The organism is Blastomonas sp. RAC04, assembly GCF_001713435.1.
Taxonomy (GTDB): Bacteria; Pseudomonadota; Alphaproteobacteria; order Sphingomonadales; family Sphingomonadaceae; genus Blastomonas; species Blastomonas fulva.
On the sequence record NZ_CP016460.1, the window covers coordinates 196748 to 218084 of the forward strand.

At 63.7% G+C, this 21337-nt stretch carries 21 protein-coding genes; 12 read left to right on the top strand and 9 right to left on the bottom strand.

All coding sequences use genetic code 11. The features are described from left to right. Positions 1 to 92 precede the first annotated feature (92 nt). From prfB to BSY18_RS01905, 4 genes are all read left to right on the top strand, one after another. A complete protein-coding gene (gene prfB / locus BSY18_RS01890; protein WP_054133286.1) occupies positions 93 to 1220 on the top strand; it encodes a peptide chain release factor 2 in 1128 nt (375 codons plus the stop codon). Beyond that, entirely contained in the window at positions 1210 to 1941 is a 732-nt protein-coding gene (locus tag BSY18_RS01895) for a class I SAM-dependent methyltransferase (protein WP_069049470.1), read from the top strand. The genes prfB and BSY18_RS01895 overlap by 11 nt, the downstream gene beginning before the upstream one ends. 94 nt (positions 1942 to 2035) lie before the next feature. Next, positions 2036 to 3439: an NAD(P)H-dependent flavin oxidoreductase gene (locus BSY18_RS01900; protein ID WP_054133284.1), complete on the top strand. Its 1404-nt coding sequence runs from the start codon at positions 2036 to 2038 to the stop codon at positions 3437 to 3439. 103 nt (positions 3440 to 3542) lie between these two features. Next, a complete protein-coding gene (locus BSY18_RS01905; protein ID WP_069049471.1) occupies positions 3543 to 3905 on the top strand; it encodes an acyl-CoA dehydrogenase family protein in 363 nt (120 codons plus the stop codon). A gap of 25 nt (positions 3906 to 3930) precedes the next feature. Here the strand turns inward: BSY18_RS01905 and BSY18_RS01910 are convergent, their stop codons facing one another. Next, complete coding sequence (locus BSY18_RS01910; protein WP_054133282.1) at positions 3931 to 4125, bottom strand: hypothetical protein; 195 nt, start codon at positions 4123 to 4125, stop codon at positions 3931 to 3933. Positions 4126 to 4341: 216 nt separating this feature from the next. Between BSY18_RS01910 and BSY18_RS01915 the strand changes: the two genes are divergently transcribed. Then, a complete protein-coding gene (locus BSY18_RS01915) occupies positions 4342 to 5532 on the top strand; it encodes a CaiB/BaiF CoA transferase family protein (protein ID WP_069049472.1) in 1191 nt (396 codons plus the stop codon). Positions 5533 to 5559: 27 nt separating this feature from the next. Here BSY18_RS01915 and BSY18_RS01920 read toward each other — a convergent pair whose 3' ends face one another. The 3 genes from BSY18_RS01920 to BSY18_RS21330 all read right to left on the bottom strand — a co-directional run bounded on the left by BSY18_RS01920 (position 5560) and on the right by BSY18_RS21330 (position 8365). Then, positions 5560 to 5931 carry a PilZ domain-containing protein gene (locus BSY18_RS01920; RefSeq protein WP_054133280.1) on the bottom strand — a complete coding sequence of 124 codons (372 nt, stop codon included), beginning with the start codon at positions 5929 to 5931 and terminating at the stop codon, positions 5560 to 5562. Between the two features lie 138 nt (positions 5932 to 6069). Continuing rightward, the gene (dksA, locus tag BSY18_RS01925; RefSeq protein WP_171900161.1) at positions 6070 to 6534 is read right to left on the bottom strand and encodes an RNA polymerase-binding protein DksA; all 465 of its coding nucleotides are present in this window, start codon (positions 6532 to 6534) and stop codon (positions 6070 to 6072) included. Between the two features lie 715 nt (positions 6535 to 7249). Next, positions 7250 to 8365, bottom strand: coding sequence for a hypothetical protein (locus BSY18_RS21330; protein WP_236823430.1), 1116 nt, complete (start codon positions 8363 to 8365; stop codon positions 7250 to 7252). Between BSY18_RS21330 and BSY18_RS21335 the strand changes: the two genes are divergently transcribed. Further along, positions 8346 to 8456, top strand: coding sequence for a PEP-CTERM sorting domain-containing protein (locus BSY18_RS21335; protein ID WP_150126182.1), 111 nt, complete (start codon positions 8346 to 8348; stop codon positions 8454 to 8456). The two genes, BSY18_RS21330 and BSY18_RS21335, sit on opposite strands and share 20 nt — an antisense overlap. A 131-nt stretch (positions 8457 to 8587) precedes the next feature. Then, complete coding sequence (gene serS, locus BSY18_RS01935; protein WP_069049473.1) at positions 8588 to 9859, top strand: serine--tRNA ligase; 1272 nt, start codon at positions 8588 to 8590, stop codon at positions 9857 to 9859. A 39-nt stretch (positions 9860 to 9898) separates the two neighbouring features. Here serS and BSY18_RS01940 read toward each other — a convergent pair whose 3' ends face one another. The 3 genes from BSY18_RS01940 to purF form a co-directional block, all read right to left on the bottom strand. Beyond that, positions 9899 to 12304 (bottom strand): TonB-dependent receptor, encoded by a 2406-nt coding sequence (locus BSY18_RS01940; RefSeq protein WP_069049474.1) that lies wholly within the window; start codon positions 12302 to 12304, stop codon positions 9899 to 9901. Between the two features lie 328 nt (positions 12305 to 12632). Next, positions 12633 to 13346 carry an SDR family NAD(P)-dependent oxidoreductase gene (locus BSY18_RS01945; protein ID WP_069049475.1) on the bottom strand — a complete coding sequence of 238 codons (714 nt, stop codon included), beginning with the start codon at positions 13344 to 13346 and terminating at the stop codon, positions 12633 to 12635. A gap of 13 nt (positions 13347 to 13359) precedes the next feature. Beyond that, complete coding sequence (gene purF, locus BSY18_RS01950; RefSeq protein ID WP_054133276.1) at positions 13360 to 14820, bottom strand: amidophosphoribosyltransferase; 1461 nt, start codon at positions 14818 to 14820, stop codon at positions 13360 to 13362. Positions 14821 to 14959: 139 nt separating this feature from the next. Here purF and hisI point away from each other — a divergent pair, with 139 nt between their 5' ends. The 5 genes from hisI (at position 14960) to BSY18_RS01975 (ending at position 18834) form a co-directional block, all read left to right on the top strand. Then, complete coding sequence (gene hisI, locus BSY18_RS01955; protein ID WP_069049476.1) at positions 14960 to 15325, top strand: phosphoribosyl-AMP cyclohydrolase; 366 nt, start codon at positions 14960 to 14962, stop codon at positions 15323 to 15325. Beyond that, entirely contained in the window at positions 15322 to 15852 is a 531-nt protein-coding gene (locus tag BSY18_RS01960) for a hypothetical protein (protein WP_069049477.1), read from the top strand. The genes hisI and BSY18_RS01960 overlap by 4 nt, the downstream gene beginning before the upstream one ends. 42 nt (positions 15853 to 15894) lie before the next feature. Beyond that, a complete protein-coding gene (locus BSY18_RS01965; protein WP_054133273.1) occupies positions 15895 to 16323 on the top strand; it encodes a MerR family transcriptional regulator in 429 nt (142 codons plus the stop codon). A 114-nt stretch (positions 16324 to 16437) separates the two neighbouring features. After that, positions 16438 to 18240 (top strand): acyl-CoA dehydrogenase C-terminal domain-containing protein, encoded by a 1803-nt coding sequence (locus BSY18_RS01970; RefSeq protein ID WP_069049478.1) that lies wholly within the window; start codon positions 16438 to 16440, stop codon positions 18238 to 18240. A gap of 315 nt (positions 18241 to 18555) precedes the next feature. Further along, a complete protein-coding gene (locus BSY18_RS01975) occupies positions 18556 to 18834 on the top strand; it encodes a hypothetical protein (RefSeq protein WP_069049479.1) in 279 nt (92 codons plus the stop codon). A 145-nt stretch (positions 18835 to 18979) separates the two neighbouring features. Here the strand turns inward: BSY18_RS01975 and cysK are convergent, their stop codons facing one another. Both cysK and BSY18_RS01985 read right to left on the bottom strand, forming a co-directional pair. Continuing rightward, a complete protein-coding gene (gene cysK / locus BSY18_RS01980) occupies positions 18980 to 19897 on the bottom strand; it encodes a cysteine synthase A (RefSeq protein ID WP_069049480.1) in 918 nt (305 codons plus the stop codon). After that, on the bottom strand, positions 19894 to 21207 hold the full coding sequence (locus tag BSY18_RS01985; protein WP_069049481.1) for an MFS transporter: 1314 nt from the start codon (positions 21205 to 21207) through the stop codon (positions 19894 to 19896). Before BSY18_RS01985 ends, cysK begins: the two co-directional genes overlap by 4 nt. Positions 21208 to 21337 lie beyond the last annotated feature (130 nt).

Below are 21337 nucleotides of genomic sequence, written 5' to 3' on the forward strand. Positions count from 1 at the left end.
CGGGCCAAGATCAATCACACATACCGCGCGGGGCTTTGCGATTGCCCGGCTTTCAGCTAGAGCGCGGGACCAAATACATCAGGAGTGACCCCATGCGTGCCGAAGGGCAGGCCCATATTGACACCATCAACGCCGCACTGGCGCTGGTCCGCAAGTTTCTGGATTGGGACCGCGCGCTGCGCCGGCTCGACGAGCTCAACGCGCGCGTCGAGGACCCGACCTTGTGGAACGACCCCAAGGGTGCCGAAGAGGTGATGCGCGAACGGCGCCGGCTGGAACAGGCGATCGGCACCGTGAACGAGATCACCGCGGAAATGTCCGATGCGATCGAGTTTGTCGAGCTGGGCGAGGCCGAGGGCGATGATGAGACGGTCGCCGAAGGGCTTGCGAGCCTAAAGGCGCTGGCCGAGCGCGCCGAGCGCGACAAGGTGCAGGCGCTGCTCGCGGGCGAGGCCGACAGCTACGACACCTATCTGGAAGTCCATGCAGGCGCAGGCGGCACCGAGAGCCAGGACTGGGCCGAAATGCTGCAGCGCATGTATTCGCGCTGGGCCGAGCGGCGCGGATACAAGGTCGAGCTGGTCGATTATCACGCGGGCGAACAGGCGGGCATCAAGTCCGCGACGCTGCTGATCAAGGGCGAGAACGCCTATGGCTTTGCCAAGACCGAAAGCGGCGTGCACCGGCTGGTGCGGATCTCGCCCTATGACAGCTCGGCGCGGCGTCATACCAGCTTCTCGAGCGTCTGGGTCTATCCGGTGATCGACGACAGCTTCGAGATCGACATCAAGGAAAGCGATCTCAAGATCGATACCTATCGCGCATCGGGCGCGGGCGGACAGCACGTCAACACCACCGATTCGGCGGTGCGCATCACCCATGTGCCCAGCGGTATCATCGTCGCCAGCCAGAGCGACCGGTCGCAGCACAAGAACCGCGCTACCGCGATGAACATGCTCAAGGCCCGGATGTACGAGGCCGAGATGCAGAAGCGCGAGGCCGAGGCTTCAGGCGAATACGCCGCAAAGACCGAGATCGGCTGGGGCCACCAGATCCGCTCCTATGTGCTGCAGCCCTATCAGCTTGTGAAGGATCTGCGCACCGGGGTGACCTCCACCGCGCCGGGCGATGTGCTCGATGGCGCGCTTGATCCGTTCATGGCAGCGGCGCTGTCGCAGAAGGTGACCGGCGAGAAGGTGGACGTCGAAGATGTCGACTGACCGGTTCGGTCGGTGGGCTGGGCTGTTGCTGGCAACGGCAGGGCTTGCCTCCTGCCAGCCGGCATCGGGTGACCAGAGCGACCGGCCAGAAACCGCGCGCGCCTTTCCGCGGGCCGATCGGGCGGTGGCAGGCGTGGTCAGTAACGAGTTTTCCAACGAGGAAGCGCGCGACGATCGCAACGAGGCCAGCACCGTCATGGATCTGGCAGGCGTTGCGCCGGGCATGACCGTCGCCGATATCGGCGCGGGCAACGGGTATTACACCGTGCGGCTGGCCGAACGGGTGGCCCGGGAGGGCAGGGTGCTCGCGCAGGATATCGATGATTCAGCGCTCAAGCGACTGGGCACCCGCGTCGAGCGCGAACGGCTGGATAATGTCTCGATCAAGCCCGGCGATATCGACGACCCCCGGCTTCCGGAAAAGAGCTTCGACCGCATCTTCATGGTGCATATGTACCACGAGGTGACCGAGCCCTATGCGTTCATCTGGCGGATGCGGCCTGCGCTGAAAAAGGGCGGGCAGGTGATCGTGGTCGATGTCGATCGGCCGACCAACCGCCATGGCATTCCCCCCAAGCTGCTGTTCTGCGAGTTCGAGGCGGTGGGGTACAAGCTGGTCGAATTCATCGAAAAGCCGGATATCGCAGGCTATTTTGCGCGATTCGAGGCGGTGGGCCCGGCGCCGGATCCCGCCAGCATCAAGGGCTGCGCGCAACGCTGAGCCGCAGGGGCAACGCGATCGTCCCGGAAACGTTTTTATTGGGCATTTGCTGCGCAGCATGCTTATACGGCTGCGCTAATGTGGGAGCTATTAAGTGTTCAAGGGTTTGAAGCCGATTGTCTATGGCGGACGCGAAGTCTGGCCGCTGATCGAGGGTGGCAAGGGTGTTTCCGCCACCAACCATGCAAGCTCCGGCGCATGGGCGGCAGCAGGCGGCATCGGCACCGTCTCGGCGGTGAACGCTGACAGCTATGACGAAAACGGCAACGTCATCCCGCAGATCTATCACGGCCGCACCCGCGCCGAGCGCCACGAGGAGCTGATCCGCTACGGCATCGCAGGCGGTGTCGAGCAGGTCCGCCGGGCGTATGAAATCTCCGGGGGCCAGGGCGCGATCAACATCAATGTGCTGTGGGAAATGGGCGGCGCGCAGCCGATCCTGCACGGCATTCTGGAACAGACGCGTGGCATGGTGGCAGGAGTCACCTGCGGTGCGGGCATGCCCTACAAATTGTCCGAGATCGCGGCGCAGTACAATGTCAGCTATCTGCCGATCGTCAGCTCGGCCCGCGCCTTTCGCGCGCTGTGGAAGCGCGCCTACCACAAATATGCCGATCTGATGGCGGCGGTGGTCTATGAAGATCCCTGGCTGGCGGGCGGGCACAACGGCCTGTCCAACGCCGAGGACCCTCGCGTGCCGCAGGATCCCTATCCGCGCGTCGCCGCGCTGCGCGAGACGATGCGCGCTGAGGGCGTGTCGGAAGACGTGCAGATCGTGATGGCGGGCGGGGTCTGGTTCCTGCGCGACTGGGAGAACTGGATCGACAATCCCGAACTGGGCGCGATCTCGTTCCAGTTCGGCACCCGTCCGCTGCTGACCCAGGAAAGCCCGATCCCGAAGGGGTGGAAGGACGAGCTCACCAAGATCAAGCCGGGCGATGTCCTGCTGCACAAGTTCAGCCCCACCGGGTTTTACTCTAGCGCGGTGCGCAACCCGTTCTTGCGCAGCCTGGAGGCCCGTTCCGAGCGGCAGATCCCGTTCTCGACCGAGACCGCAGGTGAACACACGTCCCAGCTCGATGTCGGGGTGAAGGGCAAGAACTTCTGGGTCACGCCCACCGACCTGCAGCGCGCGCGCCGCTGGGATGCGCAAGGTTTCACCACCGCGCTCAAGACGCCCGACAACACATTGGTGTTCTGCACCCCCGAAGAGCGAGCCGAGATCCGCAAGGACCAGACCGATTGCATGGGCTGCCTGTCGCACTGCGCCTTTTCGTCGTGGAAGGACCATGACAACAACTCGACCGGCTATCTCGCCGATCCGCGAAGCTTCTGTATCCAGAAGGCGCTGCAGAACATCGCGCATGGCGAGGATGTCGACAAGAACCTGATGTTCGCAGGGCACGCCGCCTACAATTTCGGCACCGACCCGTTCTATTCGAACGGCTTTGTGCCCACGGTCAAGCAGCTGGTCGACCGCATCCTCACCGGGGACTGACGCATTGGTGGGCGCTTCGGGGCAGGCTGTCACAACTGGTGATTGACCCGGCGCGCATTCTCCCGCATCCCTTAGTTAACCGATCGGTTAAAGGGATGCGGAGATGGATTTCGGTCTTTCGGATGAGCAGTTGCCGCTGCGCTATGCGGTGTGGCGTTTCGCGCGAACGGAGCTGGCGCAGAAGGCCGCGCGGCTGCTGATCTGGCGTGCGGCGGCGAATTCGGACCAGGGCCTGCCGTCGATCCTCGACAGTTCATCCGCCAAAAGCTTCGCCAATCACGTCGCCCGGTGCGTGACCGGCAAGGCGGTGAACCTGATGGGTGGCTATGGCTATTCCGCGCGAAATCCCATGGAGCGGCGGATGCATGATGCCTGGGGCTGGGGCATCGCCGGGCGCGCGATCGATTTGCAGCAGGTCAACATTGCCAGCACGATGATCGGCCGACGTTTCGATCAGAGGCGGTGAGGCAGATGCCTGCCTCACCCTCCGGTCAATCGCGAAACCGTTGCCGCGCCTTGCGCAGCAACCGCGACCAATGCTTGCGCTCGCGATCGGTCAGACTTTCGTCGCGAGCACGCGCATCCAATACGTCGACGGTGGTGTCGCCATATTTCTTGTGGATCGTGTCGAGTTCGCGATCATCCTTGCGCCGCTGTTCGGCGCTTTCAAACAAGCTCAGTACCATTTTGCCCCCAACGGAAACGGTGCGACCCGCATTCCCTCGTCGAGCCACCCCTGAACTCGAAACATCAATTTACCCCAGTATCGGGGGTATTCGCAATGCTGCAATTGCGAAGTGGCGCCCGAATCGTCCCGAATCTGGATGTTTTCGGTGGGTGTGCGGCGAACTGTTGTAAATTAGTGACACAATATCTGACAATTGACTAAGCAGGAGCCTTGCATGGCGGAATCGATCTGGAAGACGAGTGAAATTGCAGCGACCGGGCCTCTGGCCGGGGTGCGCGTGCTGGATATGTCGAGCGTGGTGATGGGACCGCTGGCCACGCTGATGCTCGCGGACATGGGTGCGGACGTCATCAAGGTGGAGAACCGCGGCGGCAGCCACAGCGGCGACATGATGCGCTATGCCGGATCATCTCCGACGGGCGATCTCGGCCCGATCTTCATGGCGCTGAACCGCAACAAGAAGGCGGTGACCATCGATGGCCGCGACGAGCTCGGCAAGGCGCAACTGGAGACATTGCTGAAGGAAGCGGATGTCTTCTTCCACAATGTTCGCATGGCGGGGATGGCGAGGCTTGGGCTCGATTACGAGTCGGTCAAGGCCATCAACCCAGGCATCATCTACATCCATTGCTGCGGCTATGGTGCCGAAGGCCCCTATGCCAAGCGGCAGGCCTATGACGATCTGGTACAGGCGGCATCGGGCTGGGCGGACCTGTATGCCAAGCGCTCGGGCGGCGATCCTTCGTACACGCCCTCGCTGGTCGCGGACAAGACTGTCGGCCTGTTCGCCACCACCGCCACGCTTGCAGCGCTGGTGCACAAGGAGCGAACCGGGCACGGCCAGTTCGTTTCGGTGCCGATGTTCGAATGCTTCACCTTCTTCAACATGGTGGAGAATCTGTACGGCCAGACTTTCCCCGGCGACGGCAAGTTCGGCTACACCCGATCGATGAACCCGCGCCGCCGCCCGTATCCGACCAAGGACGGCTTCATTGCGATCGTTCCTTATGTCGACCGGCAATGGGAACGCTTCTTCGAGATCGGCGGCCGCCCCGGCGTGTTCCAGGATCCGCGATTTTCAACCTATGAGGAGCGCACCAGGCACACCGGTGATCTGTATGCGATCATCGAGGAGGTTGCCGCGACCAAGACCACAGACGAATGGGTGGAATTGCTCGACAAGGAAGACATCCCGGCCATGCGCTTCAACCGGATCGAGGATGTGCCGAGCGATCCGCATCTGGCAGCGACGGGGTTCTTCATGGATGCGCATGCGCCGCATATCGGGGATTACCGCACCTTGCGTCACCCGATCGCCTTTGCCGGCAGTCCAGTCAACCAGCGGCTCTCACCGCAAAGCGTCGGCGCGCAGAACCACGAGCTGCCCGGGGCTGCCAATGATTGATCCGCGCCCGATGGCGGCGTTGCGAGGTTAGCGGGGGTAGGAAGGACTGGTGGCGACGATCGTCCGCAAGAAGCGCGGAACCTCGGTCGTGCCACCCACCGGCTGGCGTGCCAGCTTGGGGTTGATCTCGCGATCGAACGCGACGCCGAACCGTGCGCTGCGTGCCCATGCGATCTGGCCGCGCACCACGCCGATATTGCGCAGTGTCGCCACCAGCTTCTGTCCCTGGGTGACTTCGAGGTCCGATTCGACCATCATCCCACCGGGCGAAAGGTTGCGCACCTTCACCTTGTGGAGCTCTTCCGATCCTTCGAACGTGATTTCCGCGAGCAAAAACAGGCTGTCCCGGGCGCGGGTCTCTTTGGTTTCAAGAGATTTCGGGCTGAGAGGCATGTTCATTTTCTGGCGTCCAGCTTGCAGGCAAAATCATTCGGCGCTCCAAGCCGCGACGCGGATGCGGGCGCGATATGGAGTGCCGATGGTATAGCCCGGCGATAGTCGCCAATTGGTTAAGCCCGAGCGCAGAATGTAAAAAAATCAGTCGTCGCGGGAAATCTTTTCGCGGCGCTCATGGGCTTCCTGCGCTTCCACCGTCATCGTGGCGATGGGACGGGCGACCAGACGGCCAAGCCCGATGGGTTCACCGGTGACCTCGCAATAGCCATATTCGCCTTCGTCGATACGGCGGAGCGCGGAATCGATCTTGGCGATTAGCTTGCGCTGGCGGTCCCGGGTGCGAAGCTCGATGCCCCAGTCGGTCTCGCTGGAAGCGCGGTCGTTCAGGTCGGGCTCACGCATCGGGCCATCCTGAAGCTGTTGAAGGGTATCCTTGGATGCCGCGAGGATGGAGCGTTTCCATTCCTGCAGCAGAGCGCGGAAATATTCCAGCTGGCGCGCGCTCATATAGTCTTCATCGGAAGACGGGAAATAATCCCCTTCTATATTCTTGCGCGCCTTGGCCAGCACATCGATATCGTCGATCGCCGTCGAGATGGACGCCATTGGATGCTCCCGGTGGATAGCAGAACCGGCGGTGCGCGCCCAAGGTCGGACACATTCCGTCGGCCTTATGTTGATCGCGCCTATAGCCAGCGCGCAATGGCCACACAAGCTGCAAAAGCTGGAGAATCAGGGAGAATCTGCAAGGGCCCGATCGCAACCGTTGTTGCCGTACCGTCAACCCTCGGCCGCGCGGCACTTCGCACGCCTGCGACTTGATATCGGTTAATTCCGCGGCAGATTATGGTTCCAAATCGGGACAGGGCGCGCGCTATGCCCCGGATGGGCGCAGTTTTTTGTCGCACAGATTGTCAAATCAAGGTTAACAGCATTGAGATTAACGCTTTGTTCTGGCTTGCCTAGCATATCGGGATGCTGACCCGACCCCGGTTTTGGTTCCGGACGGTCGCAAGCAGCCTCCCTGGTCTGAGAGAGAAAACACAATGTCTGTACGGATGGCCTTGGCAAAATTGTGCGCCTGTACCTGCGGCGGTGCGATCATCGGCGGCGGCGCGGTCCATGTTGCGGATACGCCGCCTGCGCAGGTGAAGCAGTATCGACAGGCCAAGACCAGCAAGCCGATTCGCGGTCGCCAGTTGGCCAAGGCAGGCCCGGTTCGTCAGATCAAGCGGACTCGGCGCATCGTCGCCCCGGTTGCGACGCGGGTCGCGCCCCAGGTGGTGACTGTGACCACGCAGCAGGCACCGATCCCGCTGCCTTATCCGTATCCGGCACCCGCTCCGCAGGATTCGGGCGGCTTCGGTGGCGGCGGTGGCGGCGGTTTCCCCGTCGTCGTCGGTGGCAGCGGTGGTTTCGGCGGCGGCTTTGGCGGCGGCTTCTTCGGTGGTTTCTTCGGCGGCGGTGGCGGCGGTGGCGGCGGCAGTGTCGTGATCTCCTCGACCGGATCGACCAGCACCTCGACCGGCGGTTTCACCAGCACGGGCGGATCGACCAGCAGCTCAACCGGCGGCTTCACCAGCACCGGCGGATCGACCAGCACGTCCAGCGGCAACATTTCCACCGGTGGCATTTCGACCTCGACCGGCGGTGTCAGCACCTCGACCGGTGGCGTCAGCACGTCGACCTCGACAGGTGGTGTCAGCACCTCGACTGGCGGTGTCTCGACTTCGACCGGCGGCGTATCCACCTCCTCGGGCAATGTGTCGTCGTCGTCGGGTAACGTCTCGTCCTCTTCGGGTAACGTGTCGTCTTCGTCGGGCAATGTCAGCTCAAGCAGCTCGTCCTCTTCCAGCTCCTCCTCGTCGAGCTCTTCGTCGTCCAGTTCTTCTTCGTCCTCGTCGTCCTCGGGCGGCAGCGGCGGCAAGCCGGGGTATCCGGGCAAGCCGGGTGCCTCTTCGGGCGGGTCTTCTGGCTCGAGCGGCTCGTCGGGTTCGTCCGGCTCGAGTGGTTCTTCTGGATCATCGGGCTCCAGTGGCTCGTCTGGCTCCAGTGGCTCGAGTGGCTCGTCTGGTTCCAGCGGTTCGTCGGGTTCGACTGGATCCTCGGGCTCGAGCGGTTCTTCGGGCTCCAGCGGTTCTTCGGGCTCCAGCGGTTCTTCGGGATCAACTGGCTCCAGCGGGTCTTCGTCTTCGTCGAGCAGCTCTTCCAGCTCCTCCTCGTCAAGCACCTCCTCGGGTGCGACGTCGACGGGCAGCTCGTCCAGCTTCGGCGGCACCAGCAGCGGCTCGTCGGGTTCAACCGGATCGAGCGGCAGCACCGGATCGTCGGGCTCGTCCAGCTCCAGCTCGTCGTCCTCTTCGTCGAGCAGCTCGTCAAGCTCCAGCGGCGGCACCAGCTCGACCGGCGGCACCGATGTGCCGGCACCGCCTGCCATCCTGCTGTTCGGCGCAGGCGCGATCGCGCTGGCGGCACGTCGCCGCTTTGCCAAGCGCAAGGATGCAGCAAAAGAACGCGATGCGGCCTGATCATCCGGCAGCGACCGTCACCGCTGCCTGATCACCGCATTCATCGGGCGACCCGGCATGGCCAGGTCGCCCTTTTTTTGTGCCGATTGCGCATTGCATCGGGGCAGGCGGGCAGGGCATAGGCATGCCCCATGCATGACATCAAATTCATCCGCGAAAACCCCGAAGCCTTTGACGCCGCTTTGGCGCGCAAGGGGCTCGACCCTGTGGCGGCCGAGATCATCGCGCTCGATGCGCGGCGGCGCGAGGCGCTCAACGAATCCCAGACCGCGCAAGCCCGCCGCAACGAGGCATCGAAGCTGATCGGCCAGGCGATGGCGCAGAAGGATGTGGCCACGGCCGATGCGCTGAAGGCCGAGGTCGCCGAGCTCAAGACGCGGCTGACCGAGCTGGAGGAGCTGGCCAGAACCGGCGATGCGGCGCTGGCCGATCGGCTGGCGCTGCTGCCCAACCTGCCTGCGAACGATGTGCCCGATGGCCTGGACGAGGCGGGCAATGTCGAGGTCAGCCGCTGGGGCGATCTGCCGCAGTTCGATTTCGAACCCAAAGAGCACGCTGATATCGGCCCTGCACTGGGCATGGATTTCGAGACCGCGGCGAAGATTGCCGGCGCCCGTTTCACCTTCATGCGCGGCGGGATCGCGCGGATGAACCGGGCGCTGGGGCAGTTCATGCTCGATGCGCAGGTCGAGCGCGGCTACAATGAATGCGCAACGCCCTATCTGGTGCGCGACGAAGCCGTGTTCGGTGTCGGCCAGCTGCCCAAGTTCGCCGAGGACCTGTTCCAGACCACCGACGGCCGCTGGCTGATCTCGACCTCGGAGGTGAGCCTCACCAACAGCGTGCGCGAGCAGATCCTGACCGCTGCCGAACTGCCGATCCGGCTGACCGCGCTGACCCCGTGCTTTCGCTCCGAAGCGGGCTCTGCCGGGCGCGATACGCGCGGGCTGATCCGCCAGCACCAGTTCGAGAAGGTCGAGCTCGTCACCATCGCCGCACCCGAGCATTCGCAGATGGAGCACGCACGGATGTGCGCGGCGTCCGAAGCGATCCTGCAGGCGCTCGGGCTGCCCTATCGCAAGATGCTGCTGTGTGCCGGCGACATGGGGCAGGCGAGCCGCAAGACCTTCGATCTCGAGGTCTGGTTGCCGGGGCAGAACACCTATCGCGAGATCGCCAGCATCTCCAACTGCGGCGACTACCAAGCGCGCCGCATGAACACCCGCTACCGTCCCGAGGGCGAGAAGGGCACCGAGTTCGTCCACACCCTCAACGGCTCGGCGCTCGCCATCGGACGCACGCTGGTTGCCATCGTCGAGAACTATCAGCAGGCTGATGGCTCTGTCCGCGTGCCCGAGGCTTTGGTGCCCTATATGGGAGGGATCACCGTCCTGACGCCGTAAAGGCTCTCCCCTCCCGCAAGCGGGAGGGGAGACAGAAGGTCAGAACCGCGCGCTCACCTGCACGCCATACAACCGCGGTTCGCCGGCGATGAAGGTCGCGGTGCCGAAAGCGCCGCCGGTGTTGCCCGCGTCGATCAGATAATCTTCGTTGGTGAGGTTGCGGGCGAAGGCAGTGACTTCGTATTTGCCATCGCCGAGGCGCACCCCGGCACGGGCATTGACCAGCAGATATCCGTTCTCGCTCAACCGGTCGGTGTTGGGGATTTCGAAGAACTGCTTGCTCGAATAGGTCACTGTCGGGAACAGGAACAGCTCGGTGCCTTCGCCCAGCGGAACCGTGACATCGATCCCCGCAGCTGCAGTATGCTTGGACTGCAGGCGGAAGCGGTTGTCCTGAAATGCCGGATTGGGAGATTCGATCTTGGCGTCGATGAACGCGTAGTTGGTAAACAGCCGCACATTGTCGCCGATCCGCAGCGCACCTTCGACTTCCACGCCGAAATTGCCGGCATTGCCCGCGTTCACCGGCACAACCTGGCCCTGCTGGTTGAAGAAGCTGGTCTGGAAGTTGGAATAGTCCTGGTAGAAGGCGCCGATCGAGCCTGTGAACCCGCCGAACGCGGCCTTGATGCCGCCTTCATAGTTCCAGACCTTTTCTTCGGCCACCAGCGTGAAATTGGGGACGGCCCCGGCAGCGGTCGCAGTCGCGCTGAGGTTGAGCACGGGCGCACGGCGGCCCTTGGATACGGTGGCGTAGACGTTGACCGCGTCGCTGATCCGGTACAGCGCGTTGAAACGCGGCAGCCATGCATCGAAGCTGTCGTTCACCCGGAACACCTGTCCGCCTGTATCGGCAGCGCCCAGCAGAGAGACGCCGCGCACGCCAAGCGACGCGAAGATCTGGCTGCCCGGCTGGACGGCGGTGTAGGTCGAGGCGCGCTCTTCGGACAGATAGCGCACGCCTGCCGACAGCTCGAGCCGGTCGGTGACATCGAAGGTCATGTCGGCGAACACCGAGAATGTGGTGTTCTTGCCGCCATTGGTGAACGAGCTGGAATAGGGCAGCACGGTCGCTGCGCCGCGCGTCAGGATCGCGGTCGCGTTGCGCGCCGGATTGGCGCTGTTGAGCGCGCCACAGGTTGCGGCTCCCGCCACGCCCAGGGCTGCGCCAACATTGTTGCGCACCGGTGCGAATGCCGGGAACGGCGCGCAGCTGATATAGGTACCTTCATCAGTCAGGAAGGGAACAGCCTGCGTGCCCTCTTCGTGGAACACGTTGAAGCCGAGGAATCCGCGCAGGCGGTCGCTGTCATAGGCGAAGCGGGTTTCGTGGCTGAACTGCTCGCCCTGCGCGTCTTCGGCGAATTCCAGGAAGAACAGCGCGCTGCCATCGGCATCGAAGGTCTCGAGGCTGTCGAACTTGCGATAGCCGCTGATCGAGGCGAGCGACCAGCCGCCGCCCATCGGCGTCTGAAAGGTGACGCTGGCGTCGTAGACCTCGCGGTTCAGTCCGAGATCGGGAAGGCCCAGGATCGCCCGGCTGAGGTCCGCAGGCGCTCCGCCCAGCTCGGCAAAGGTGAACGGGCTGGTGGTGCCGCCGGTCGGCGCGATCGACCCGGACTTGAACGCGGTGCCGGGGTTGCGCTGCTGTTCATAGTTGAACACGAAGTCCATCGTGCTTTCCGCCGTCGGCCAGATGCGCAGCGATCCGCGAACGGCAAACTGATCGATGCCGTTGAGGTCGTCCTGCTGCTGGCCCACGGTGCGGGCCGAAACCGTGCCGGCATCGCCGGCGATGTTGCGGATATAGCCGTCGCGCTTCTTGTAGGATGCAGCGATGCGGCCCGCGATCTTGTCGTTGCCGACGTTGATCATCGCGCGGCCCTCATACAGGTTGAAATTGCCGTAGCTGCCGCGCAGGTCAGCCGAGAAGCCGGGTTCGGGCTTGGCGGTAACCACCGAGATTGCGCCGATCGTCGCTGCGGTGCCGAACAGGGTCGCCTGCGGCCCTTTGACGACTTCGATCCGCTCGATATCGAACAGATCGAAATACGATCCGCGCGACCGCGAGACGTCGATGCCGTTCAAATAGATCGTCACGCGCGGCGCGACCTGCGCGCTGCCCGAGTCCGAGGTGATCCCGCGGATGACGAAGCCGGGGTTGTTGGCGCTCTGCTCCTGGATGTTCAAACCGGGGATATAGGCCGATAGCTCGTCGAACTCGTCGATACCGATCTTGTCCATCTGCTCGCCGCTGATCGCCGACACGGTGATCGGCACGTCCTTGATCGACTGCTCGCGCTTTTGCGCGGTGACGATGATCAGGTCGTCGTTGCGGGCATCGGCATCGGTCTGGTCCTGCGCCAGGGCAGGGCTGGCGGCCAGCACGGTGGCGAGCGCGAGCAGCGACGCCCGCAGGGGGCGATTGGAGAGAGGTGAGCGCATTGGAGCATGTCCTCGACATTGGAGTGAATGCTCGCCCATTGCCGCCAACCGGCGACTTTTGTGCGACGCAGCAATTACCGATTTGTGGCTTTGCCGATTTTGGATTGTCATAATGCGCGCGGATTACGCGCGCCGTAGGGGAAGGGTGGTAAATGCTCGAACTGCGGGGTTCCGAGCCGTTCTCCACTCCCGCGTGCGGGAGGGGCAGGCCCGGCTTCCCGGGCCGGGGTGGGCCTGAAAAGGAGCGGACCTCAGGCCCATCCCGGCTGCGTCTCAGCCACCCCTCCCGCAAGAGGGTGGGGAGAGATCAGAAAAAAGAGGTCGGATATCAGCCCTGCAGAACGAGCCGGTGGTTGGTCTCGAAGTCGCTGGCGAGCAGGTCAGCGATCGCTTCTGCCACTGCCTCGGGTTCCTTGACCGTTGCAGGGTCTTCGCCCGGATAGGCCTTGGCGCGCATCGCGGTGCGGGTGCGGGCGGGGTCGACGATGGCGGTACGCACCTTGCCGATGTTGCGCATTTCCTCGCCATAGGATTGCAGCAGCACCTCGAGCGCGGCCTTGGAAGCGCCATAGGCCCCCCAGAAGGCGCGCGGCGCGGCGCCGACCGAGCTGGTCAGCGCGACCACCCGGGCATGGCCGCTCTTGCGCAGCATCGCATCGAAATGCGCGATCATCGCCTGTGCGCTCAGCACGTTCAGGGTCATCAGCCGGTTGAATTCGCCGCCATCGATGGTCGGCACCGGGCCCAATGTGCCCAGCATAGCAGCGTTGAGCACCATGATGTCGAGCGCCTCCCAGCGGCCGCCGATCGCCACCGCGAGCCGCGCGATGCTTTCGCCATCGCTGAGATCCAGCGGTGCGATCGTGGCATTGCCGCCCGCCTCGAAGATCGCGTCCTCGACGGCTTCCAGATCCTTGGCGGTGCGCCCGGTGAGGATGACATGCGCCCCGCGCGCGGCAAGTGCCTTGGCGGTGGCGGCGCCGATGCCGCGGCTGGCACCGGTGACAAGGGCCAGCTGGCCTTCGAAAATCTTATCGGTCATGCGCGAAGGGTCCTCAGCCGGCGACTCGTTCGGCCAGCAATGTCAGCTGGTTGGGCTGGTCGCGCTCTGCCAGATCGGTAAGCGTGGTGGGATAGTCGCCGGTAAAGCAGGCGTCGCAGTAACGCGGATTGTTGTCCAGCCGCTCGGCTTCCCCCAGTGCGCGGTACAGGCCGTTGATCGATACGAACGACAGGCTGTCGGCCTGGATGAACTGGCGCATTTCCTCGATCGATTTCTGCGCGGCGAGCAGCTTGGACCGTTCGGGCGTATCGACGCCATAGAAGCAGCTGTGCATCGTCGGCGGGCTGGCGATGCGCATGTGGACTTCGGCCGCGCCCGCATCGCGCATCATCTGCACGATCTTTAGCGAAGTGGTGCCGCGCACGATCGAATCGTCGATCAGCACGATGCGTTTGCCGTCGATCAGCGGACGATTGGCATTGTGCTTCAATTTTACGCCCAGATGGCGCACGCCATCGCCAGGCTGGATGAAGGTGCGTCCGACATAATGCGAGCGGATGATGCCGAGCTCGAACGGCAGCCCCGATTGCTGGGCATAACCGATCGCGGCCGGCGTGCCGCTGTCGGGTACGGGGACGACAAGGTCCGCCTCGACTGGGTTCTCGATCGCCAGCTGCGCGCCGATCGCCTTGCGCACAGTATAAACCGACGAGCCATCGACGATCGAGTCAGGGCGCGAGAAATAGACATGCTCGAAGATGCAGGGTCGCGAGTTCTTCTCTGCAAACGGACGGTGCGACCGGATCTCGCCGCCGCTGACCACCACCAGTTCGCCCGGATCGACGCTGCGCACGAAATCTGCGCCGACGATATCGAGTGCAACGGTTTCCGACGCGAAGATCACCGTGTCGCCGATCTTGCCCATCACCAGCGGGCGGATGCCCAGCGGATCGCGGCAGGCGATCATCCCGCTGTCGGTCAGGCAGATCAGCGAATAGGCGCCCTCTACCTGCTTGAGCGCATCGATGAACTTGTCGAGCAACGTGCGATAGCGCGATGTCGCGACCAGATGGATGATCGTCTCGGTATCCGAGGTCGACTGGAAGATCGATCCGGTGCGGATCAGATCATGCCGCAGCTTCATCGCATTGGAGATGTTGCCGTTGTGTGCGATCGCAAAACCGCCCGAGGCCAGCTCTGCATAGAGCGGCTGGACGTTGCGAAGCGCGGTCTCGCCGGTGGTGGCATAGCGCACATGGCCGATAGCCCATTCGCCCTTGAGCGAGCGCATGATGTCTTCGGAATCGAAATTGCCCGCCACATGGCCGAGCGCCTTGTGGTTGTGGAAAAAGCGGCCGTCAAAGCTGCTGATGCCCGCAGCTTCCTGGCCGCGGTGCTGCAGCGCGTGCAAGCCGAGCGCGACCATAGCGGCCGCATCGACGGCGCCTGCCACGCCAAAAACGCCGCACTCCTCGCGCAGCTTGTCGTCTTCAAAAGGATGAGTGGTGATCATGTCGCGCGCCCGATTCGGTTGCAGCCGGCTGGTTCGGCACCCCTATAGGCAGCCATATGGGGTTTGTCTTGCATTTGTCACAGGTCATTTATTGTTAACCGTGTTGCACAGGTGCTTAAGCGGGATTAACCGGGGTTCCATGTCAAATCCGCGCGAGACCGGGCTGGCCCTGGACCCCAAATATGATGCCGCAGGGCTGATCACCGCCGCGGTCACCGATGCGGCCAGCGGCGCGCTGCTGATGATCGCGCACATGAACGCAGAGGCGCTGGCGCTGACGCTGGAAACTGGGGAGGTCCATTTCTGGTCTCGCTCGCGCGCCAGCCTGTGGAAGAAGGGTGAGACCTCGGGCCATGTGCTCAAGCTGGTCGAGCTGCGGATCGATTGCGATCAGGATGCGGTGTGGGTGGTGGCATCGCCGGCTGGGCCCACCTGCCACACCGGCGCGCCTTCGTGCTTCTATCGCAAGGTGATGTCCGACGGCACGCTGGAGCGGATTGCGTGATCCGGCGCGCTGCTCTTGCCTGCCTGGTGCTGGCCGGGTGCAGCGAAACCCAGGCCGGGGATGACGCGGCAGCAGTGACACCGCTCGACGCCGCAGCCATCGAGGCGGGCGTGATCGTCGATCCCGAAATCATGGATCTTGCGGGCAGCTTTGCCGACACCGGCGGTACCGGCAGCGATGCCTTTTGTGCGCGCGGCAACCGGCAGGGTGGCTATACGGTGGGCGTGCTTGTGACCTTTGGCGGATCGAGCCAGTGCGAGGCGCAAGGCTCGGCCAGCCTTGCCGGCGAGCAGGCCAGGATCAGCCTTGATCGCAGCGCCAAGGGCAATGCGGTCCGCGGGTGCAGCTTTACCGCGCACTTCGATGGCACCGGGCTCGCGCTGCCGGGCAGCCTTCCGCCTGGATGCCTTGCCGTCTGCAGCGATCGTGCGAGCCTTGCGGGGGCATCCTTCGCGCTGGTCGAGCCGGGGGACCGGGCCGCCGGCAGTGCCCGCGGCCGTTCGCTCGACAGGCTTTGCGCTGGCTGATTTTGCTTGACGTTTACGTCAAGGGAATGTAGCTCGAGCACCATGCACGACCGTTCTACCCTTGGCCGCATCGACACTCCCGATCTGCAAAATCGGGACAGCTATACCATCTCCGATCTTTCGGACGAATTCGGCGTGACCGCGCGCGCGCTGCGGTTCTACGAGGACGAAGGCCTGATCGCTCCTGAGCGCAAGGGTCTGACCCGCGTCTATTCCAAGCGCGATCGTGCGCGGCTCGCCTGGATCATGCGCGCCAAGAATGTGGGCTTCAGCCTCGGCGAAATCCGCGAGATGATCGATCTGTACGACATCGGAGACGGCCGGCGCGAACAGCGCCGCGTCACGCTGCAGCGCTGCAAGGAACGCATCGCGCTGATGCGCAAGCAGAAGAAGGATATCGAAAGCTCGATCCAGGAGCTTTCGCAATTCGTGAAGATGGTCGAGCGGGTTGACCGCGAAGACCTGGCTTAACGATAGCAGGCCTGACCGGCCAACCACTCAGCGGGCGGTTGCCTCACGGACCACGCCCCGATCGGGCCCAACTGGCCTGAAACATTGATCGCCATTGTTTGAGAGGACATTGACATGCCCAAGTACACCGCCCCCGTGCGCGACACCCAGTTCATCCTGACCGAGGTTCTGGGGATCGAGAAATACTCCAACCTCCCGGGCTTCGATAACGCCGCGCCCGACGTGCTGTCCGCCGTGCTCGAGGAAGCCGGCAAGTTCGTCGAGGAAGTGCTGTTCCCCTTGAACCAGGTCGGCGACCAGCAGGGCTGCACCCGCCACGCGGACGGCACCGTCACCACCCCCGACGGCTTCAAGGAAGCCTATAACCAGTATTGTGAAGCTGGCTGGGGCACGCTGGCCGCGCCCGAAGAGTTCGGCGGACAGGGCATGCCGCATGTCGTGGGCATCGCGTTCGAGGAGTTCATGTCGTCGAGCAACATGGCGTTTGCCATGTACCCGGGCCTCACCCATGGCGCGGTTTCGGCGATCCTCGCCAAGGGCAGCCAGGAACAGAAGGAGAAGTACGCTCCCAACATGATCAGCGGCAAATGGGGCGGCACGATGAACCTGACCGAGCCGCATTGCGGAACGGACCTTGGTCTCATCCGCACCAAGGCGGTGCCGCAGCCCGGCGGTGCCTACGCGATCACTGGTACCAAGATCTTCATCTCGTCGGGCGAACACGACCTGACCGAGAACATCATCCACCTCGTCCTGGCCAAGACCCCCGATGCGCCCGACAGCGTCAAGGGCATCTCGCTGTTCATTGTCCCCAAGTTCCTCGTCAACGACGATGGCTCGCTGGGTGAGCGCAATGCGGTGTCGTGCGGATCGATCGAGCACAAGATGGGCATCCACGGCAACTCGACCTGCGTCATGAACTATGACGGCGCGACCGGATATCTGGTGGGCGAAGAGAACAAGGGTCTGGCCGCGATGTTCATCATGATGAACGCCGCGCGCCTCGGCGTCGGCGGGCAGGGCCTGTCGATGGGCGAAGTTTCGTACCAGAACGCGGTGCAGTACGCCGGCGATCGCCGCCAGGGCCGCGCGCTCACCGGTGCGCAGGATGCCAACGAAAAGGCCGACACCCTGTTCGTCCACCCCGATGTCCGCCGCATGCTCATGGAAGCCAAGGCGATCAACGAGGGTCTGCGCGCGCTGATCCTGTGGGGCGGACTGCAGGTCGACCTGACGCACAAATCGCAGACCGAGGAAGAGCGCGTCGCCGCCGACGATATCATCAGCCTGCTCACCCCGGTGATCAAGGGCTACGGCACCGACAAGGGCTACGAGATCGCCACCAACATGCAGCAGATCTATGGCGGCCATGGCTATATCGCCGAATGGGGCATGGAACAGTATGTCCGCGATGCCCGCATCGCGATGATCTACGAAGGCACCAACGGCGTGCAGGCGATGGACCTTGTCGGTCGCAAGCTCGCTCAGAACGGTGGCCGCGCGGTGCAGACCTTCTTCGGCATCCTCGACAGCGAATGCGCCGAAGCCAAGGGCGATGAACGCATCGCCGATTTCGCCAGCCGCCTCGAAAAGGCCGCGGGCGAGCTCAAGGCCGCGACGATGTGGTTCATGCAGAACGGCATGGCCAACCCCAACAACGTTGGCGCGGGTGCGCACAGCTACATGCACATCATGGGCATCGTGGCGCTGGGCCTGATGTGGCTGCGGATGATGCGTGCTTCGATCGCCGCGCTCGATGCAGGCACGGGCAACGCCGTGTTCTACGAAACCAAGCTCAAGACCGCGCGCTACTTCGCCGAACGGATCATGCCCGATGCCGGCGCGCTGCGCCGGAAGATCGAAGCGGGATCCGAGGCGATCATGGCGCTCGAACCCGAGCTTTTTGCCGCCGCATAATCGCTCAAACAGCTGCTAGCTGGTGTCAGGGGCGCTTTCGGGAGACCGGAAGCGCCCCTTTCATGTTGATTTGCGACGAACCGAATGCGAATTTGGTCGCCGCCCGAAAACCGGCTGGCGCAGCCTTCACTCTGGACGCGCGCCGGGCAGACACAAATTTGCGCCAGGCCGCAGGAACCCGTCCTTGCCCGGTATTCGGCCTCGGTTGGTGCAGGAACAGGTGCCCTGCTTCCTCGTTGATACTGCGGAGCGAAGATGGCCCTCCACAACATCTTGAGACCCTGCCGAGGGGTCGCATCACGAGGAGAAGAACTCATGAAGAATACTTTTTTTGGAGCACTGATCGCCGCTGGCGCACTGGCAGCAACCCCCGCCCTGGCCCAGGAAATGGCGCCCGAAACCCCGGCCCCGACCGAAGCTCCGGCAGCCGAAGCCCCCGCAACCGCTGAGCAGGCCCCGCCCGCAACGCTGGATTCGAACGGCGACGGCACGATGGACGCCTGGGACCGTAACGGCGACGGCAAGGCCGACGCATGGGACACCGATGGCGACGGCCAGCCCGACAAGGCTGATCCGATGGAAGCAGCGGAATAACCAACAGCCCTTAAGGGTCGCAACCGAAGGCCGGGAGAGCAATCTCCCGGTCTTTTTGCGTTCTTGGACTTGATGGCATCGTCACCCCAGCGTTCGCGGGGGTGACGATGATTGGGTTGGCGAACGCTCTACCGGTAAACCCAAATTACTCCGGCAGGAAGTCGGGTACCGACAGGTAGCGCTCACCGGTGTCGTAATTGAAACCGATCACCCGCGAACCAGCAGGTAGTTCGGGCAGCTTCTGCGCGATCGCCGCCAGCGTTGCGCCCGAAGAGATGCCGACCAGCATCCCTTCCTCGCTCGCCGACCGGCGCGCCATCTGCTTGGCATCGGCAGGATCCACCTGGATCACGCCGTCGATCAGCTTGGTGTGCAGGTTGCCGGGGATGAATCCTGCGCCGATGCCCTGGATCGGGTGCGGGCCGGGCTGGCCGCCCGAGATCACCGGCGACAGCGTCGGCTCTACCGCATAAACCTTCAGGTTCGGCCAGTGCTTCTTGAGCTCTTCGGCACAGCCGGTGATGTGGCCGCCGGTGCCTACCCCGGTGATCAGCGCATCGATCGGCGAATCCGCGAAATCGGCGAGTATCTCGAGCGCGGTGGTGCGGACATGCACCGCGATGTTGGCAGGGTTCTCGAACTGCTGCGGCATCCATGATCCCGGCGTCGCATCGACCAGTTCCTGTGCACGCTCGATCGCGCCCTTCATGCCCTTTTCGCGCGGGGTGAGGTCGAACGTTGCGCCATAGGCCAGCATCAGCCGCCGCCGCTCGATCGACATGCTCTCGGGCATCACGAGCACCAGCCTGTAGCCCTTGACCGCCGCGACCATCGCGAGGCCCACGCCGGTGTTGCCCGATGTCGGCTCGATGATCGTGCCGCCGGGCTGCAGCGAACCGTCGGCCTCGGCCGCCTCGATCATGGCGAGCGCGATGCGGTCCTTGATCGATCCGCCCGGATTGGTCCGCTCCGACTTGATCCAGACCTGCGCGTCGCCGAACAGCCGGTTGATGCGGACGTGCGGGGTCTTGCCGATGGTCTCGAGGATGCTCGATGCGATCATGATATGGTCTCTCCTGCAGAGGGCGCCGGTTGTTCCGGCGCATGGGATTGGGAGTGGGCTTCTTCCTCGGCAGGATCGAAGCTGCGCGCTGCACCGATCTGCGGAAACAGCCGGGCCCACAGCGCGGTGATGACTATAGCACCGCCGCCGCCTGCCACAACCGCCGCGACGGGGCCGATCAGCCAGGCGAGCATGCCGGAGAACGCATCGCCCAGCTCGTTCGACGCCGACACGGTGAGCAATGAAACCGCAGAAACGCGGCCACGCTTGTCGTCGGGCGTGTTCAGCTGGATCAGCGACTGGCGGACATACACGCTGAACATGTCGGCCGCGCCCGCGACGAACAGGCACGCCATCGAGACGATCAGAATCTTGCTGAAACCGAAAACGATCGTCACCAACCCGAACAGGAAGACGCTCGCCAGCATCTTGTTGCCGACATTGGTGCGGATCGGGCGGAAGGAAAACACCAGCGCGACCAGCGCCGCACCTGCCGCAGGCGCCGATGCCAGCAGCGACAATCCCTGCTCGCCAACCTTGAGGATGTCTCGCGCAAAGACCGGCAGCAGCGCGGTCGAGCCTGCGAGGAACACCGCGAACAGATCGAGCGTGATCACGCCCAGCACGAGCTTGTTCTGGCCGACATAGGCCATGCCATCGATGATCTGCGCGATCGGCCCCTTGCCCTTGGCCATGATTGTGCGCGGCACCTCGCCGACGGTCATCATCGCCACCGCCGCCAGTGTGTAGAGACAGGCGCTGACGATATAGGGCAGGTCGGGGCGGATCGCGTAGAGCGGGCCCGCCATCGCCGGGCCCACCAGCATGCCCGATTGCCAGGCGATCGACGACAATGCGATGGCGGTGGGCAGCGACGCCTTGGGCACCAGATTGGGCGCGAGCGCGCTCAGCGATGGGCCCAGAAACGCGCGCGCCGTGCCCAGCAGCGCGGCGATCATGTAGAGGATCGGCAGGCTGATCAGGTCGTTCGCCGTGGTCCACGCCAAAGTCGCGGCGATACCGGCCTGGCACAGCAGCACGGTGCGCGCGACAAAGCGCCGGTCCATCCGGTCCGCGATCCAGCCGACCAGCGGGGTCAGCACGAACAGCGGCGCGAACTGCAGCAGCCCGATCATCCCCAGCCGCGCCGAGCTCGATGCGATATCCATCGTTTCGCGCGCGATGTTGTACGCCTGCCAGCCGACGATCAGCATCATGCAATACAGCGCCAGCATCGACGCCAGCCGGGTCAGCCAATAGGCGCGATAATTGGCGATGGTGAAGGGGTGAGGGGCGGCGGGATTTTCCATGGCCGTCCGGTAAGCCAGCGCGGGGCAGGCGGCAAGCAAGATGAACTTGCAGCTGTGTGCGATGGATGTTGTGCAGTTGCGAAAGAATGCCTCTTCCCAATCCTGACGCTTGGTGTCAGCAATGGAGCAT

Bases quoted from the DNA above. Each gene is read 5' to 3' on its own strand.
- BSY18_RS01945 (WP_069049475.1), bottom strand. From the start codon at position 13,346: ATGACCGATAAGATTTTCGAAGGCCAGCTGGCCCTTGTCACCGGTGCC.
- BSY18_RS01895 (WP_069049470.1), top strand. From the start codon at position 1,210: ATGTCGACTGACCGGTTCGGTCGGTGGGCTGGGCTGTTGCTGGCAACG.
- BSY18_RS01920 (WP_054133280.1), bottom strand. From the start codon at position 5,931: ATGAACATGCCTCTCAGCCCGAAATCTCTTGAAACCAAAGAGACCCGC.
- hisI (WP_069049476.1), top strand. From the start codon at position 14,960: ATGTCAAATCCGCGCGAGACCGGGCTGGCCCTGGACCCCAAATATGAT.
- serS (WP_069049473.1), top strand. From the start codon at position 8,588: ATGCATGACATCAAATTCATCCGCGAAAACCCCGAAGCCTTTGACGCC.
- BSY18_RS01975 (WP_069049479.1), top strand. From the start codon at position 18,556: ATGAAGAATACTTTTTTTGGAGCACTGATCGCCGCTGGCGCACTGGCA.
- BSY18_RS01970 (WP_069049478.1), top strand. From the start codon at position 16,438: ATGCCCAAGTACACCGCCCCCGTGCGCGACACCCAGTTCATCCTGACC.
- cysK (WP_069049480.1), bottom strand. From the start codon at position 19,897: ATGATCGCATCGAGCATCCTCGAGACCATCGGCAAGACCCCGCACGTC.
- BSY18_RS01915 (WP_069049472.1), top strand. From the start codon at position 4,342: ATGGCGGAATCGATCTGGAAGACGAGTGAAATTGCAGCGACCGGGCCT.
- purF (WP_054133276.1), bottom strand. From the start codon at position 14,820: ATGATCACCACTCATCCTTTTGAAGACGACAAGCTGCGCGAGGAGTGC.
- BSY18_RS01940 (WP_069049474.1), bottom strand. From the start codon at position 12,304: ATGCGCTCACCTCTCTCCAATCGCCCCCTGCGGGCGTCGCTGCTCGCG.
- BSY18_RS01910 (WP_054133282.1), bottom strand. From the start codon at position 4,125: ATGGTACTGAGCTTGTTTGAAAGCGCCGAACAGCGGCGCAAGGATGAT.
- dksA (WP_171900161.1), bottom strand. From the start codon at position 6,534: ATGGCGTCCATCTCGACGGCGATCGACGATATCGATGTGCTGGCCAAG.
- BSY18_RS01985 (WP_069049481.1), bottom strand. From the start codon at position 21,207: ATGGAAAATCCCGCCGCCCCTCACCCCTTCACCATCGCCAATTATCGC.
- BSY18_RS01965 (WP_054133273.1), top strand. From the start codon at position 15,895: ATGCACGACCGTTCTACCCTTGGCCGCATCGACACTCCCGATCTGCAA.
- BSY18_RS21330 (WP_236823430.1), bottom strand. From the start codon at position 8,365: ATGGCAGGCGGTGCCGGCACATCGGTGCCGCCGGTCGAGCTGGTGCCG.
- prfB (WP_054133286.1), top strand. From the start codon at position 93: ATGCGTGCCGAAGGGCAGGCCCATATTGACACCATCAACGCCGCACTG.
- BSY18_RS01905 (WP_069049471.1), top strand. From the start codon at position 3,543: ATGGATTTCGGTCTTTCGGATGAGCAGTTGCCGCTGCGCTATGCGGTG.